The organism is Streptomyces musisoli, assembly GCF_016741855.1.
Classification (GTDB): domain Bacteria; phylum Actinomycetota; class Actinomycetes; order Streptomycetales; family Streptomycetaceae; genus Streptomyces; species Streptomyces musisoli.
Genome location: NZ_JAERRH010000006.1, coordinates 405,773 through 421,120 on the forward strand (window position 1 = coordinate 405,773; position 15,348 = coordinate 421,120).

A 15,348-nucleotide genomic window follows, 5' to 3' on the forward strand; every position below is an offset into this window, starting at 1 on the left:
TGCGGGCGAGCGGGTGCGCACGGGGAGGCGGGCGGGCGGAAACGTGCGGGTGGGTCAGACCATGCGCCCCCACTGCGGGCCGAGGCGGGACCATTCCGTGTCCCAGGCGTCCATGCGTCGGCGTTCCAGTCGGCCCCGCACGGCCAGCCCGCCGACGAACGGGACGGCGGCGGCGCTCACACCGACCAGGAGGCCGATCAGGGTGGCCCGGAACGCGGCCTCGGAGACGGTGGTGGGGCGGGACAGGAGCCGGCCCTGCGGGTCGGTCCAGACGGTGACCGGCGTGCCGGGCCTGCTGCCGGGCTCCACCCGGACCTGGCCGGTGTGCGCGGAGCCGTCGGCGGCCGTCCAGCGCACCTTGGTCCAGACCCGTTCACCGGCGGAGGCATCGCTGCTCTGGGCTGGGTTCGACCCCGGGACCTGGGTGACGACCCGGGCCACCGTGACCCGCCGTTCGGCCCGCTCCCGGGCGAGTCCGTGCTCCACCGAGCCGGCCGCGACGAGGCCCGCCAGCACGCCGGCCACGACGGTCAGCAGGCAGGCGCCGAGCACCACCCAGGCCTCCACCACGTCGGCCCGACGTTTGAGCGGGTTGCGCCGCCAGCGCCACAGCCACACCTTCGGACCACGGAACGCCTTCAAAGGCTTCCTCCTCACGAGCGCACCGACCGGCCGGACCGCCCTCCCATACGGGAGAGATCGCTCCGTTGCTCACGACGAGCCGTCACCCCGACGGTCGCACGAGACACCCCTCTCGCGCAGGCGCATGCCGGAACGGAACCGGCCGATCTTCGTCGCCGGCCGGCGACACAGCCCGTGACCTGCGCGGACGAGCGCCGCGCGGGAGAGTGTCAGTGGTGGGGTGCAGACTGGCCGATATCTGACGACTACCTGGACAAAGGCGTCCCGGAGGTGATCGGCATGGCCGAGGTACTGCTCACGGTGGGCACCCGCAAGGGCCTGTTCATCGGGCGGCGGCGGGGCGGCGGCCCCTGGGAGTTCGACGAGAGTCCGTATTTCAACGCGCAGGCGGTCTACTCCGTGGCGATCGACACCCGGGGCGCCCGGCCCCGGCTGCTGGCGGGCGGTGACAGCGCGCACTGGGGCCCGTCGGTGTTCCACTCCGACGACCTCGGCCGCACCTGGACCGAACCGGCCCGACCGGCCGTGAAGTTCCCGAAGGACACCGGCGCCTCCCTGGAGCGCGTCTGGCAGCTGCACCCGGCCGCCGCCGAACCCGACGTGGTGTACGCGGGCACGGAACCCGCCGCGCTGTACCGCTCGGAGGACCGCGGCGAGAGCTTCGAGCTGATCCGGCCGCTGTGGGAGCACCCGACCCGCGCACAGTGGGTGCCGGGCGGTGGCGGCGAGGGCCTGCACACGGTGCTCACCGACGCGCGCGATCCGCGGGCCGTGACGGTGGCCGTCTCCGCGGCGGGGGTGTACCGCACGACGGACGGCGGCACGAGCTGGTCGCCGTCCAACTCGGGGGTGTCCGCGGTGTTCCTGCCGGATCCGAACCCGGAGTTCGGCCAGTGCGTGCACAAGGTCGCCCGGGACGCGGGCGACCCGGACCGGCTGTACCTGCAGAACCACTGGGGGGTGTACCGCAGCGACGACGCGGGCGGGCGGTGGACCGACATCGGCGCGGATCTGCCGACCACGTTCGGCTTCGCGGTGGCCGCGCATCCCCACCGCGGCGACACGGCGTACGTCTTCCCGATCAACGCCGATGCCGACCGGGTGCCGGCCGAGCGCCGCTGCCGGGTCTTCCGCACCTCGGACGCGGGCACGACCTGGGAGCCCCTTGCCGACGGCCTGCCGGCGGAGGACCACTACGGCACGGTCCTGCGGGACGCCCTGTGCACGGACGACAACGACCCCGCCGGGGTGTACTTCGGCAACCGCAACGGCGAGGTGTTCGCCTCGGCCGACGACGGCGACAGCTGGCAGTCGCTGGTCACGCACCTGCCCGACGTGCTGTGCGTACGGGCGGCGGTGATCGGCTGACCGCGGGCGCGGGCGAAGGGACGGGCGCACGGACGGGCGGACGGACGGAGACGGGCGCAGGGACGGAGACGGGCGGGCGGAGACGGGCGGGCTGACCGCGAGGCTGCTCCCGGTCGTGCTCCGGCCATCGGTTGATCGCCGACGGGTGTACGGCAGTAGGGTGACGCCCGTGGCACCACGACCTTTGCATGAGATCGTCGAACCGGGCTGGGCGAAGGCCCTGGAACCCGTCGCCGGACGGATCGCCGAGATGGGCGACTTCCTGCGCACGGAGATCGCCGCGGGACGCACCTACCTGCCGGCCGGACCGAACGTCCTGCGGGCCTTCCAGCAACCCTTCGACGAGGTACGGGTCCTGATCGTCGGTCAGGACCCGTATCCGACTCCGGGGCACGCGGTGGGCCTGTCGTTCTCCGTGGCTCCCGAGGTGCGCCCGCTGCCGCCCAGCCTGATCAACATCTTCCGCGAGCTGCACGGCGACCTCGGGCTGCCCCAGCCGTCCACCGGAGACCTCACGCCGTGGACGCAGCAGGGCGTGCTGCTGCTCAACAGGGCGCTCACCACCGCGCCGCGCAGCCCCGGCGCGCATCGCGGCAAGGGCTGGGAAGAGGTCACCGAGCAGGCGATACGAGCCCTCGCCGCGCGCGGCAAGCCGCTGGTGTCCATCCTGTGGGGCCGTGACGCCCGCAACCTCCGTCCGCTGCTGGGCCGGCTGCCGGCAGTGGAGTCCGCACACCCCTCGCCCATGTCGGCCGACCGCGGCTTCTTCGGCTCGCGCCCCTTCAGTCAGGCCAACGACCTGCTGATCCAGCAGGGCGGACAACCGGTGGACTGGCGTCTGCCATGACCGTTCCGGGGTATCTCGCCGTGGACTCCGGCGGTTCCGGCCTCCGGGTCGCCGTCGGCGTCCCCGGGCGGGAGCCCTCGGCCCGGCACGAGACCCGGGAACCGGTCCGCACGGGTGCGCGGGGCATCGACCCCGCCCATCTGACGGCACAACTCGTCCCGGTGGCCCGCGCCCTGGCCGCCCAGGCCGGAGTGGACGGTCTGGGCACGGCCGTCGTAGGTGCCGCCGGGTTCGCCAGCATGGGCGACGCCCTGCGGGCCGAACTGCCCGGCGCCCTCGCCCGGGAGCTGGGCGTGCGTACCGTGGCGCTCGCCGCCGACGCCGTCACCGCCTACGCCGGCGCCCTCGGGCCGCGGCCGGGCGCCGTTCTCGCCGCGGGCACCGGACTGATCGCGATCGGCACGGACCTGACGGGCTGGCGGCGGGCCGACGGCTGGGGGCATCTGCTCGGCGACTGCGGCAGCGGTGCCTGGATCGGGCGGGCCGGCCTGGAGGCCGCGCTGCGCGCCCACGACGGCCGGGACGGTGCCTCGGCATCGCTGCTGGCCTGCGCCGAGGAGCAGTTCGGCCCGGTGCGCGGCCTGCCCGGCCTGTTGTACCCGCGGACCGACCGGGCCGCCGTGCTGGCCTCCTTCGCGCCCCGGGTGGCCTCCTGCGCCGCACACGACCCGGTGGCCGCGGACATCCTGCGTGCGGCGGCCGGGCACATGGCCGACTCCGCCGCGGCCGTGTGCCCGGCCCGGGGCGCGTGCGAAGTGGCGCTCACCGGCGGCCTGTTCAAGATGGGCGACCCGCTCCTCGTACCGCTGTGGGAGGAGCTGGCGCGCAGGCTGCCGCACGCCCGGCAGGTGCCCGCGGAAGGGGATCCGCTGCACGGCTCGGTGCGGATCGCGACGGATCTGGCGGCGGGGCGGCTCACCCTGCCGAGCGATCCGGTGCTGCTGTGCGTGAGCCGTCCGAAGGGCGATTGAGGGTCCCGCGCCGAGGGCGGTTCTGTAGCGGTGTCGACCCATGCGTCCGGCATGTGCCCGAAACGCGTGTCATGCGTGCGTAACTCATCAGACAAAACCGGACGGATACCGCTCACCTGCACCCTCCCCGAACGGAGGAACCCAGGAAACCAGTAACATGCGGCGCCATGAGCTCCCCCACTGGACCCGCGTCCGGCCTGCCCGTACGAATGCCGCGACCCCGCCAGCCCGGACGGCACCGCCGCCCGGAACCGCTGGTGGCTCCCGAGGGCGCGCCCGCGCTCGTCCTCGCGGTGCCCGGCGCGCCCAGCGCCGCCACGCGCAGCCTCGCCGAGGAGGTCGTGAGCATCGCCCGCTCCGAGCTGCCCGGCCTGGACGCCCGGATCGGGTACCTGGACGGGGACGACTCCGAGTTCCCCACGCTCCGCTCCGTGCTGGCCCGCACCGCCGAGGAGCGCACCGCCCGCTATGAGCAGGCCGTCGCCGCCGGGATCGAGGGCATCAAGGAGCCCGACGGCCCGGTCGCCGTCGTCGTCCCGCTGCTGGCCGGTCCGGACAGCGCGCTGCTGCGTCAGATCCGCCAGTCCGTGATGGACAGCCGGGTCGCCGCCGATCTGACCGACGCCCTGGGCCCGCACCCGCTGCTCGCCGAGGCGCTGCACGTGCGGCTGTCCGAGGCCGGCCTGGCCCGTGCCGACCGCGCCCGGCTGTTCACCGTGGCCACCGCCGCCGACGGCATCATCCTGGCCTCCGTGGGCGGTGACGAGGCCGTGCAGGCGGCCGGGATCACCGGCATGCTGCTCGCCGCGCGTCTCGCCGTGCCGGTGATGGCGGCGGCCCTGGACCAGGAGGGTTCCATCACCTCCGTGGCCGAGCAGCTGCGCTCCTCCGGCTCGCAGCAGCTGGCCCTGGCGCCGTACCTGATCGGCCCGGAGATCGACGCGGGGCTGCTGGCCGCCGCGGCCGAGGAGGCGGGCTGCGCCACGGCCGAGGCGCTCGGCGCGTACCCGGCGATCGGCAAGCTCGCGCTCGCCAAGTACACGACGGCGCTGGGCATCTCCCCGCAGCAGCCGCAGGGCACTCCGGTCCGCTGACGCACGCGACCGCCGGCGTCCGGCATCCGCACGCCACAGGGCCCGCCCCTTCCCGGGGGCGGGCCCTTCGCCGTCTCCGGGGCCGGGGCGCTCAGCCGAAGACGATGCAGGAGGCTGCGGTGACCCGCACGGAGCCGTCGTAGCGGGGAGTGCCCGTCGTCTCGTCCACGGCGAACCAGGTCACGTCGCCGGAGCGCTCGTTGGCCGCGTAGAGGAAGCCGCTGTGCTCGGCCAGGGCGCGGGGCCAGCGTCCGCCGCAGGGCACCGTGGCGGTCAGCCGGAGCCCGTCCGCCTCGACGGCGAGGGCCGACAGGACGTCCTCGCCGCGGGTCGCCGTCCACACGAAACGGCCGTCGGGCGAGACCACGATCCCCGAGGGGTAGGCGTCGCCTGCGGGTGCGTCCCGCAGCACGGGGACCTCGGTCAGCGGCTTCAGCGAGCCGCCCGCGGCGTCCCAGCGGCACACCGTCACCGTGGGGGTCAGCTCGTTGACCACGTAGGCGTGCTCGCCGTCCGGGTGGAAGGCCAGGTGGCGCGGGCCGGAGCCGGGGCGCAGGGCGATCTCGCGGTGCACGGCGGGGGTGCCGCCGGCGAGGGTGCAGACGCGGACCGAGTCCGTCCCGAGGTCGACGCTGACGGCCCAGCGGCCGCTGGGGTCGGGCTGTACCTGGTGGGCGTGCGGGCCGCGCTGGCGCCGGTCGTGGGGTCCGGAGCCGTTGTGCTGGAGCCTGCCTGAGGGCGCGCCGGCGAGCGTGCCGTCGGGGCGCAGGGGTACGGCGGTGACGCTGCCGCAGCCGTAGTTGGCGGTGAGGAGGTGTCCGTCGTGCAGGCTGAGGTGGGTGGGGCCGCTGCCGTCCACCGGTACCGGCGCGCCGGCGGGTTCCGGCCGGTCGCCGGTGACGCGGTAGGCGGCGACGGCACCCTCGGCCGTCTCGCTGACCGCGTAGAGCGTGCGCCCGTCCGACGAGAGGGCCAGGTAGGAGGGGTCGGGGACGTCCTTGACGGCGGACACGAGGGTGAGGGCCCCACTGCCCGGTGCGACCTCCGCGGTCACCAGCCCGGGGCCGCCCGCCGCCGTGAACGATCCGATGAACGCCCGGTGCCTGCCCGCCGTGCCGTCCTGTGCCACCGCTGTCCCCTCTCGGTCGAGCCAGTCGAGCCGGCCGAGCCGGTCCGGGGCTGACGGTAGCAGTCGATCAGCTCCGGTCTAGACCAAGAGGGCAGGGTGAGAGGCCGGTTCGCGCGGGGCGCCCCGTGGTGTCCCGTGGCCGCTCAGGCACCGGCCAACCGCGAGCCGGACGGCCTGCGCAGGGGCTCCGCCAGGTCGGCGAGGACGCGGGGCGTCCCGTGGCCGCTCAGGCGCCGACCAGCCGCGAGCCGGACGGCGTGCGCAGGGGCTCCGCCAGGTCGGCGAGGGCGCGCTCCAGACCGTGCAGATGGGCCAGAGCGGGTTCGGCGGGCGATTCGGCGGGGCGCTGGACGGGTTCCGCGCGGCCGGCGGTGAGGGCCTCCACGGCGGCCTCCACACGCCAGCAGGCGGCGGCGAGCCGGGCGTCGTGGGAGGCCTCGGGGTCGGCGGCGACCGTGACCAGTCCCCGGATCTCGCGGGCGCAGTCGTCGAGGAGCGCCAGGACCCGGCGGGCCCGCGCCTTCCGTGCCGGCCTGGGGTTCAGCGGGTGCACCAGCGGGGCCACGGACAGCCGTACCCGGCCGAGCAGCTGCTCCAGTTCCGCGACGCGGGGTGCGGGGTCGGCCGTGGCGGAGCCGGCGAGGCGGGCCGCGGCCTCGGCGGTGCACTCGTGCACGCAGCGCAGGGCCCGCTGGATCCAGGCGTCGGTGGTGGCGTGCGTGGTGACCGGCAGCACGACCGCGACGGCGAGCGCGGCGCCCAGCGCGCCGACGCCGGTCTCCGCGAGGCGCAGGGCGAGCAGCCCGGGGCTGAGCACGCCGAGGAGGCCGTAGAGGGACTCGGCGAGGACGGTCACCCAGAGCATCATCCACGTGTAGGAGACGGCGGCCGTGTAGAAGATGCCGAAGACGGCGGCCGCGACGAGGACGGCCGTCGGGACCGGGGCACCGTCCACGGGCACGGCGACGAGGAAGCCCAGGCAGACGCCGATCACCGTGCCGAGGACCCGGCGGAAGCCGCGGACCAGCGTCTCGCCCCGCGAGGTGGTGTTGACGAAGATCCACCAGGTGGCGCCGACGGCCCAGTACCAGCGCTGCCCCGACACCAGCTGGCCCACGACGAGCGCGAAGGCCGCGCCCGAGGTCGCCTGGACGGCCTGCCGCGTGGTCACCCGGGCCAGTCCGGTCCCGGCGGGCGGGGCGGGTGCGGCGGCCGGGGGCAGCCGGCGCTCGTAGCACCAGACGCCGAACCGCACGGCGGCCGCGGTGAGCACGGACAGCAGGACGGCGGCATACAGCTCGGGCAGCTGGGCCGCAGTGGCGTGCAGGAACTGGGCCACGAAGAAGGTCATGAAGGCGAACACGCCGAGGCTGTGCCCGCGCGGACCCCACCGCCGGGCGTACACGCCGGCTCCGACGACGGCCAGGAAGGCGAAGTCACGGGCGACGGGGACGTCGTGCAGCTCGGCCGCGACGGCGAGCACCGGCACGCCCACGACGGGCAGCAGGGCGGTGGTGACCGCCTGGCCGCGCACGGTCGGATCGGTCACGGTGAACAGGGCGAGCAGGGCGGCGAGACCGCCGGTGACCGCACCGGCGAGGGAGTGACCGGCGAGTCCGCACACCACGACCGCCAGCCCGATGCCGAGGACGGCCCGCGCGGCGAAGCGCAACCGCGCCCGGCCCGGGTCCGGAGCCACGAACATCCTCTTCAGCACTGCTGCCCTCCCCTGGGAAAAACCGGCACAGAAAAGGCGCCGCGGGATCCGCAGCGCCATCGACACGTCCATGAGAGCATCACCGGGGGCAGTGGCTCAAGTCGAGCCCGATTCACTGAGCCATTGGTTCATGATCCTCCGCTTCCGCAGATCCACCGGAATGCCAACGGTCCAGGTCGGACGGCACGAGCAGGGGCGGGAGGCCTGGGCCATTGGTACAGTCGGACATCATGACCGTGGACGAACTCGACACCCGCATCCTGCGGCTGCTCCTGGAGCAGCCGCGCACCAGCGTGCGCGAGTACGCCCGCATCCTCGGCGTGGCCCGCGGCACGCTCCAGGCACGGCTGGACCGGATGGAACGGGACGGGGTGATCACCGGCACCGGCCCCTCCCTCTCCCCCGCCGCGCTGGGACACCCGGTCCTCGCCTTCGTGCACATCGAGGTCACACAGGGCCACCTGGACGACGTGGGGGACGCGCTGGCCGCCGTACCGGAGATCGTGGAGGCCTTCTCGATCACCGGTGGCGGGGATCTGCTCGCCCGGGTGGTGGGCCGGGACAACGCGCACCTGGAGGACGTGATCCAGAAGCTGATCAGCCTCCCGGGCGTGGTGCGCACCCGCACCGAGGTGGCGCTGCGCGAGCGCGTCCCGCACCGGCTGCTGCCCCTGGTGGAGTCGGTCGGCCGGTCGGCCCGCGCCTGACGCATCCTGGACGCCATGAGCGATCTTGGCACCCTCGCGGTCGTCTTCGATCTCGACGGAACGCTGGTGGACAGCGAGCCGAACTACTACGAGGCGAGCCGGCGGACCCTGGCCGAGCACGGCGTCCCCGACTTCACCTGGGCGGACCACGAGAGCTACGTCGGGGTCAGCACCCGGGAGACGGTGACGATCTGGCGGGAGCGCTACGGTCTGCGCGCCCCGGTGACCGAGCTGCTGGCGGCGACGAACCGCCGCTACCTCGACCTGGCCCGCGCCCACACGCCCGCGTACCCGGAGATGCGCGCGTTCGTGGAGCTGCTGGCCGCCGAGCACGTGCCGATGGCGGTGGCCTCGGGCTCCTCCCCGCAGGCCATCGAGGTGATCCTGGGAGGCACCGGCCTGGACGCCTTCCTGCGCACGGTGGTCTCGTCCGACGAGGTGTCCCGGGGCAAGCCCGCCCCGGACGTCTTCCTGGAGGCGGCCCGCAGGCTCGGCGCGGCCCCGGCCGACTGCGTGGTCCTGGAGGACGCGGCCCCCGGCGCGGCCGCGGCCCATGCCGCCGGGATGCGCTGCATCGCCGTCCCCTACGTCCCCGCCCAGGCCGACGCTCCCGGCTTCGCCACCGCCGACCTGCTGCTGCGGGGCGGACAGACGGAGTTCACGGCCCGGTCGGCGTACGCCTGGCTGCGGGACACGGCCCGCTGAACCACTCCGGTGCCGGGTGCGCGACGCCGTGGACACCTGGATGGCCGAAGGACGGCTCGTGCGGGAGAACGGCGCCGTGGTGGTGCGAACGCCACCGAAGACTTGCCGCGCGGAGTGAGCGTACAGAACTGGTGCCGCGCGGCCTGAGCACCAGGGCACCAAGCGGCGTCCTGCGTGGTCTGAGCGTCACGGCGCCGAGAAAGTCCTGCGCGCGTGAGTGCCACGGTGCGGAAGACGTCCCGCGCTGCGTGAGCGCCACGGCACGGAAGACGTCCCGTGCTGCGTGAGCCAAGGCACGGAAGAGGCCCCGTACGGCGCGACCGGCACGGCGCGGAAGAGGTACGCGCGGCCTGAGTGCCACGGGCTGACGAGGCGGCGCGCCCCGGCGTGACTCGCGGTGGCTCCGGGTGCGCGACGGGCGACGGCTGCATAGCGTGACCCCATGAGCACAGAACAGGCCCGGACCGCCCCCGACGAGCGGCGGTGGAAGGCGCTCGGGGTCTGTCTGGCAGCGGGTTTCATCTCGCTCCTCGACACCTCGATCGTGAACGTGGCGCTGCCCTCCCTGGAACACGGGCTGGGGGCCTCGGATGCGGTCCAGTCGTGGGTCGTCTCCGGATACGCCCTGACCTTCGGGCTCGCGCTGGTCCCGGCGGGCCGGCTGGGCGACATGCGCGGTCGGCGGCAGGCCTTCCTGATCGGTCTCGCCCTGTTCACGGTGGCCTCGTTGGCCTGCGGGCTGGCGGCGAGCCCCACCTGGCTGGTGCTGTTCCGGCTGATCCAGGGCACGGCGGCGGGCCTGGTCGCCCCGCAGACCTCGGGGCTGATCCAGCAGATGTTCCAGGGCGCCGAACGTGCCAAGGCCTTCGGTGTGCTCGGAACGGTCATCGGCGTCTCGACGGCGGCGGGCCCGCTGGTGGGGGGCCTGCTGATCGACGCGGTCGGCACCGACGACGGCTGGCGCTGGGTGTTCTTCGTCAATCTGCCGATCGGGGTGGCCGCCTTCATCGCGGGGCTCCGGCTGCTGCCGCGTCTGCCCGCGGCGGGCAGGCACGAGGAGTTCGACCTGTTCGGGGTGCTGCTCCTCGGCTCGGGCGTGTTCGCGCTCATGCTCCCCCTGGTGCAGGAGCAGCAGTGGACCGGCCGCGAGAAGTGGGCGCTGCTGCCGGTGGCCCTGGTGCTGCTGGGCGCGTTCTGGGCCTGGGAGAAACGGCAGGCGGCGCTGGGACGCGCTCCGCTGGTGGACCTGGCGCTGTTCTCCCTGCGCTCCTTCACGCTCGGCGCGCTGATCAGCCTCACCTACTTCGCGGGCTTCACCACCGTCTTCTTCCTCTACGCCCTGTACCTGCAGAACGGCTTGGGGTACAGCGCGCTGGCCTCCGGGCTCACGGTGCTGCCCTTCGCGGTGGCCTCCGCGATCGGGGCCGCCGTGGGGGGCCGCCTGGTGGTGCGGTTCGGCCGCAAGCTCGTCGTCATCGGGCTGGGCGGCGTGGCCCTGGGACTGCTCGGGGTGGTGGCGGCCGTGGAACTGGCGCCCGGGCCGAATCTCGGCTGGGCGTCGGCGCTGCCGCTGCTCGTCGGAGGCATCGGATCCGGCATGACGGTCTCCCCGAACACCACCCTCACCCTCACCCGGGTGCCCGTGAACCGTGCGGGAGCGGCCGGGGGCGTCCTTCAGACGGGTCAGCGCGTCGGCTCGGCCGCCGGGATCGCGGTGGTGGGCTCGGTGTACTTCGCCCACCTCGCCAATCACGGAAGCACCGATACGGCGATGCAGTACGGGCTGCTCTCCTCGGTGGGCATCATCCTGGTCGCGCTCGCGCTGGCGGTCGCCGATCTGCGGGACCGCGAGGTGCGGCCCGAACCGGAGACGGCGGGAGAGCCGCTCGGGCGGGGCCGGGAAGAGGACGGCGCGCCGGAAGGAGTGCGGCCCGGCCCGTGAGAGCCGGCCGGCCACTCGCCCCCACGCCCACCGGCGCGGCTCCCCCGCCTGGCCGCTCGCCTCACGCCCGCGGGCGCGGCTTCCCTCGCCCGACCATCGCCTCACGACCGCCGGCGCGACTCACCTCGCCCGGCCGCTCGGCTCACGACCGCCGGCGCGGCTTCCCCCGCTTGGCCGGCTTGCCGCCGCCCGTGCGGCTCCCCGGTTTCGCGGAGGACCTCGTCGACGACCTGCCCTGCGACTTGCCGGCCGGTGTCTGCCGGGTGCCGCCCCGGTCGGAGCGCCTGCCCTTGTCGTCGGCCGCGGGCTTCGCCGCCGTACGGCCCCGGGTGCTGTTGACGGTGCGTCCGCGGACGATGCCGATGAAGTCCTCCACCAGGTCGGTGGTGGCCTCCTCCGGCCAGGACAGGGCGACGCTCGACTGCGGTGCGTCGACTACCGGGCGGTAGGTGAGGTCCCGGCGGTGGTAGAGGCGGGCCAGCGACTGCGGTACGACCAGCAGGCCGACGTTCGCCGCCACCAGCTCGATGGCGTCCGGCGTCGTCACGGGGCGCTCGAAGGCCGCTTCGCCCGGCGGGGCGTCCCAGTCGAAGACGTCGTCCAGGGGGTGGAAGAGCACCTCGTCGGCGAGGTCGGCCAGGGTCACCTCGTCCGCGGCCGTGATCAGGTGGTCCTTGGGGACCACCACCACCGAGGTCTCGGTGTACAGCGGGATCGCGCTGAAGAACGTGCGGTCGACCGGCAGCCGGACGATGCCCGCGTCGGCCTCGCCCGCCCGCAGCACCTCGGGCGCCTCGGTGGCCGGGACCTGGACGAGGGTGAGCGGGACGTCCGGCAGACGCTCGTTCCAGATCTTCACCCACTTGGCGGGCGTCACGCCGGGAACGTACGCGAGCCGGAACGACGGTGATTCCTCCGAGCCTGTCACCAGGCCAGATTACCGGCAGCGGGCAGGCCGCCCGCACCGGCGGTGGTCGGCGCCCCCGCACTCGGCCGATACCCTTGGCGTCATGAAGTCGCAGCAGAGCACCCAGACGATGAAGCCCGCGACCGCGGCGAAGAAGCTGGGTGTGTACCTCCCCGCCACTCCCGCCTCCTTCCAGGAGGGTGCGGTCACGCGCGCCGAGCTCAACGAGCTCCAGGCCAACCCGCCGGAGTGGCTGCGCGAGCTGCGGAGCAAGGGCCCCCACCCGCGTCCGGTGGTGGCCGCCAAGCTGGGCGTGTCCATCGCGGGTCTCGCCCGGGGCGGCGTCACCGAGGCGCTGACCACGGAGCAGATCGAGGCGCTCAAGCAGGAGCGGCCCGAGTGGCTGGAGAAGGAGCGCGCCACCCAGGCCGAGGTCCGCAAGGAGGCCGTGCGGCTGAAGAACCTGAAGAAGGAGAAGGAGGAGGGCGGCGCCACGCGCGGCTGACCCTTCCGCCCGTCCCGGATACCCGCCCGGTGCGCCCGGCCGACTTCCTCTCGTCCCGGCTCACCGCCCGGTGCGCCCGGCCGACCATCCGCACCCCGCCTGACTTTCCCGCCCGGCGCGCCCGGCCGGGAGAGACCGGCGGGGCGCGGGACGGTTCAGCCGAGGAAGCTCAGGCGTACCCGGCGGTCGGGGTTGTCCTTGTTGGTGTCCACCAGGCACACCGACTGCCAGGTGCCCAGCTCCAGACGTCCGCCGATCACGGGGAGCGTCGCGTGCGGCGGGACGACGGCGGGCAGGACGTGGTCGCGGCCGTGGCCGGGACTGCCGTGCCGGTGCTGCCAGCGGTCGTCGGCGGGCAGCAGGGTGTGCAGGGTCGCGAGCAGGTCGTCGTCGCTGCCCGAACCCGTCTCGATGATCGCGATCCCGGCGGTGGCGTGCGGGACGAAGACGTTGAGCAGGCCGTCTCGGCCGGCCGCCGCCTCTCGCAGGAACTCCTCGCAGTCGGCGGTCAGGTCGACGACCCGCTCCCGGGAGCCGGTGGAGACGTGCAGCATGCGCGTGGTGAAGGCATCGGACATGCCCCCATCCTGACCCATACGCCGGTTTTCACACCCGGCGGCGCCACCATTCCCGGTCCGTGTGACCCGTCCCGGCCGGACGTCGTCGGTCTGCGTGCACCCGACCGTGCACTGCGGCCTGTTGGTCCTCCCTCGGTCCCTCGCGTCACGGACTCCGCCGCCGTGGGCAAGCGCCGGGCCGGCGAGCTGCCGGGAAGATCCGCGCGCGGCTGCCTGTTGGGAGGGACGTGAACGGAGCACGCGAAGTCGAGGTCGTCGTCATCGGCGCGGGTCAGGCCGGTCTGGCCGCCGCCTATCACCTGCGGCGGACCGGTTTCGAGCCGGACCGCGACTTCGTGGTCCTCGACCACTCCCCCGGGCCGGGCGGCGCCTGGCAGTTCCGGTGGCCTTCGCTGACGTTCGGCAAGGTGCACGGGATGCACGCGCTCCCCGGCATGGAGCTGACGGACGCCGACCCGGCGCGGCCCTCGGCCGAGGTCGTCCGGGAGTACTTCGACCGTTACGAGCGCGCCTTCGACCTGCGGGTACGGCGTCCCGTGGATGTGCGCGCGGTGCGCGAGGGCGTCGGGGGGCGGTTGCTCGTGGAGACGTCGGCCGGCGACTGGTCGACGCGGGCGCTGATCAACGCGACCGGGACCTGGGACCGCCCGTTCTGGCCGCGCCTGCCCGGTCAGGAGACCTTTCGCGGGCGGCAGTTGCACACCGCGCAGTACGCCGGCCCCGAGGAGTTCGCGGGGCAGCGGGTCCTCGTCGTCGGTGGCGGCGCCTCGGGCACCCAGCATCTGCTGGAGCTCGCCCCGTATGCGGCCGGGACCGTCTGGGTCACCCGGCGGCCCCCGGTCTTCCGCGAGGGACCGTTCGACCAGGAGGCGGGCCGCGCGGCGGTGGCGCTGGTGGAGGACCGGGTGCGGCAGGGACTGCCCCCGCGCAGTGTGGTCTCGGTCACCGGGCTGCCCCTCAACGACGCCATCCGCCAGGGCCTTGCGGACGGGGTCCTGGACCGGCAGCCGATGTTCGACCGGATCACCCCGGAAGGCGTGGAGTGGCGGGACGGCCGGAGGGCGGCCGTCGACGTGATCCTGTGGGCGACCGGTTTCCGGGCCGCGCTCGACCATCTCGCTCCGCTGCGGCTGCGCGAGCCGGGCGGCGGCATCCGGGTGGAGGGCACCCGCGCGGTCACCGATCCGCGGGTCCACCTCGTCGGCTACGGCCCCTCGGCCAGCACCATCGGGGCCAACCGGGCAGGCCGGGCGGCCGTACGGGACATCAGGCGGCTGCCGGCGGAGGAGCAGGTCGCCGCGTGAGGTCCGGCCGGCTCAGCTGGCCGGGTTGTACGGGGGTCCCGGCGGGCCGCCGCCCGAGGGCTGGGCCGCCGCGCTCTGGTGCGCGGCGCTGAACTCTGCCACGTTGCGCAGGTGCTCGTCGTAGTCCGCGGTGAAGCGTGTGTCCCCGGGCTTCACCGTGACGAAGTACAGCCAGTCGCCCGGCGTCGGGTTGAGGACGGCGCGCATCGCCTGCTCACCGGGATTGTCGATCGGTGTCGGCGGCAGCCCCACGCGCTGGTAGGAGTTGTACGGGCTCGCGATCTGTGTGTCGTCCTGGCCGGTGCCGACGGTGTTGCGGTTCAGCGCGTAGTTGATGGTCGCGTCCATCTGCAGCGGCATGCCACGCTGAAGCCGGTTGAGGATGACCCGGGCGACCTTGCCCATGTCCACCTTCGTGTCGGCCTCGGCCTGGACGATGCTGGCGATGGTGACGGTCTGGTAGACGTTCATCGCCTCGCGCTGGGCCCCGGCCGCGACCGGCGCGGCGCTGTACCTCCGGTTGGCGGTCTCGACCATGGTCCGCAGCAGCGACTCGGGGGTCGCGCCCTGCCGGACCGGATACGTCGCCGGGCGGAGGTAGCCCTCCGGGTTGCCTCCTGCCTGGCTCGGCAGTTGCAGGGCGGCCTTGCCGAGGGACTTGCGGGTGCTGCCGGGGGGCAGCTCCAGCGCCTTGTCGATCGCGGCGTAGACCTGGCTCGCCCGCCAGCCCTCCGGGATGACCAGCATGGCGGTCTTCGCCTGTTCGTGGTCGGCCGCGAGCGTCAGCAGCGGCACCGCCACAGCGGTGCCGGCCACGACGGCACCAGCCACGACGACGGCGAGTCTGCCCCGGCGTGTCAGTCGGATCCTGCTCCGTGACGGAGTCTTCGTCTGCATGCGGGCACGGTAATACGCATACCGTCTTAAACCCG

Annotated in this window: 15 protein-coding genes; 9 read left to right on the plus strand and 6 right to left on the minus strand. The window is 74.1% G+C overall.

Translation table 11 applies throughout. The annotated features are described in order from the left end of the window. Positions 1-54: 54 nt before the first annotated feature. Positions 55-642 (minus strand): Rv1733c family protein, encoded by a 588-nt coding sequence (locus tag JK361_RS19415; RefSeq protein ID WP_201819746.1) that lies wholly within the window; start codon positions 640-642, stop codon positions 55-57. A gap of 279 nt (positions 643-921) precedes the next feature. Here JK361_RS19415 and JK361_RS19420 point away from each other — a divergent pair, with 279 nt between their 5' ends. The 4 genes from JK361_RS19420 (at position 922) to JK361_RS19435 (ending at position 4,922) form a co-directional block, all read left to right on the plus strand. Beyond that, positions 922-2,010: a WD40/YVTN/BNR-like repeat-containing protein gene (locus JK361_RS19420; RefSeq protein ID WP_236053256.1), complete on the plus strand. Its 1,089-nt coding sequence runs from the start codon at positions 922-924 to the stop codon at positions 2,008-2,010. A gap of 169 nt (positions 2,011-2,179) precedes the next feature. Further along, positions 2,180-2,857, plus strand: coding sequence for a uracil-DNA glycosylase (locus JK361_RS19425; protein ID WP_201819752.1), 678 nt, complete (start codon positions 2,180-2,182; stop codon positions 2,855-2,857). Then, complete coding sequence (locus JK361_RS19430; RefSeq protein ID WP_201819755.1) at positions 2,854-3,828, plus strand: N-acetylglucosamine kinase; 975 nt, start codon at positions 2,854-2,856, stop codon at positions 3,826-3,828. Before JK361_RS19425 ends, JK361_RS19430 begins: the two co-directional genes overlap by 4 nt. 167 nt (positions 3,829-3,995) lie before the next feature. Next, on the plus strand, positions 3,996-4,922 hold the full coding sequence (locus JK361_RS19435; RefSeq protein ID WP_201819758.1) for a sirohydrochlorin chelatase: 927 nt from the start codon (positions 3,996-3,998) through the stop codon (positions 4,920-4,922). 91 nt (positions 4,923-5,013) lie between these two features. Here JK361_RS19435 and JK361_RS19440 read toward each other — a convergent pair whose 3' ends face one another. Both JK361_RS19440 and JK361_RS19445 read right to left on the minus strand, forming a co-directional pair. Then, on the minus strand, positions 5,014-6,051 hold the full coding sequence (locus JK361_RS19440; protein ID WP_201819760.1) for a lactonase family protein: 1,038 nt from the start codon (positions 6,049-6,051) through the stop codon (positions 5,014-5,016). 226 nt (positions 6,052-6,277) lie between these two features. Then, positions 6,278-7,768, minus strand: coding sequence for an FUSC family protein (locus JK361_RS19445; protein WP_201819762.1), 1,491 nt, complete (start codon positions 7,766-7,768; stop codon positions 6,278-6,280). 230 nt (positions 7,769-7,998) lie between these two features. Here JK361_RS19445 and JK361_RS19450 point away from each other — a divergent pair, with 230 nt between their 5' ends. The 3 genes from JK361_RS19450 (at position 7,999) to JK361_RS19460 (ending at position 11,122) form a co-directional block, all read left to right on the plus strand. Further along, on the plus strand, positions 7,999-8,475 hold the full coding sequence (locus JK361_RS19450) for an Lrp/AsnC family transcriptional regulator (protein ID WP_201819764.1): 477 nt from the start codon (positions 7,999-8,001) through the stop codon (positions 8,473-8,475). Between the two features lie 15 nt (positions 8,476-8,490). Beyond that, positions 8,491-9,180 carry an HAD family hydrolase gene (locus tag JK361_RS19455; protein WP_201819766.1) on the plus strand — a complete coding sequence of 230 codons (690 nt, stop codon included), beginning with the start codon at positions 8,491-8,493 and terminating at the stop codon, positions 9,178-9,180. A 442-nt stretch (positions 9,181-9,622) separates the two neighbouring features. Beyond that, positions 9,623-11,122 (plus strand): MFS transporter, encoded by a 1,500-nt coding sequence (locus JK361_RS19460; protein ID WP_201819768.1) that lies wholly within the window; start codon positions 9,623-9,625, stop codon positions 11,120-11,122. A 142-nt stretch (positions 11,123-11,264) separates the two neighbouring features. On the opposite strand, the gene JK361_RS19465 is transcribed toward JK361_RS19460, so the two are convergent. Further along, positions 11,265-12,050 (minus strand): LysR family substrate-binding domain-containing protein, encoded by a 786-nt coding sequence (locus JK361_RS19465; RefSeq protein ID WP_201819770.1) that lies wholly within the window; start codon positions 12,048-12,050, stop codon positions 11,265-11,267. 82 nt (positions 12,051-12,132) lie between these two features. On the opposite strand from JK361_RS19465, the gene JK361_RS19470 reads away from it, so the two are divergent. Next, positions 12,133-12,534 (plus strand): DUF5997 family protein, encoded by a 402-nt coding sequence (locus JK361_RS19470; RefSeq protein ID WP_201819772.1) that lies wholly within the window; start codon positions 12,133-12,135, stop codon positions 12,532-12,534. A 155-nt stretch (positions 12,535-12,689) separates the two neighbouring features. Here JK361_RS19470 and JK361_RS19475 read toward each other — a convergent pair whose 3' ends face one another. Further along, the gene (locus JK361_RS19475) at positions 12,690-13,112 is read right to left on the minus strand and encodes a secondary thiamine-phosphate synthase enzyme YjbQ (protein WP_201819773.1); all 423 of its coding nucleotides are present in this window, start codon (positions 13,110-13,112) and stop codon (positions 12,690-12,692) included. 227 nt (positions 13,113-13,339) lie between these two features. Between JK361_RS19475 and JK361_RS19480 the strand changes: the two genes are divergently transcribed. Continuing rightward, positions 13,340-14,416 carry an NAD(P)-binding domain-containing protein gene (locus tag JK361_RS19480; protein WP_201819775.1) on the plus strand — a complete coding sequence of 359 codons (1,077 nt, stop codon included), beginning with the start codon at positions 13,340-13,342 and terminating at the stop codon, positions 14,414-14,416. Positions 14,417-14,428: 12 nt separating this feature from the next. Here the strand turns inward: JK361_RS19480 and mltG are convergent, their stop codons facing one another. Then, the gene (mltG, locus tag JK361_RS19485; protein WP_201819778.1) at positions 14,429-15,313 is read right to left on the minus strand and encodes an endolytic transglycosylase MltG; all 885 of its coding nucleotides are present in this window, start codon (positions 15,311-15,313) and stop codon (positions 14,429-14,431) included. Between the last annotated feature and the right edge of the window lie 35 nt (positions 15,314-15,348).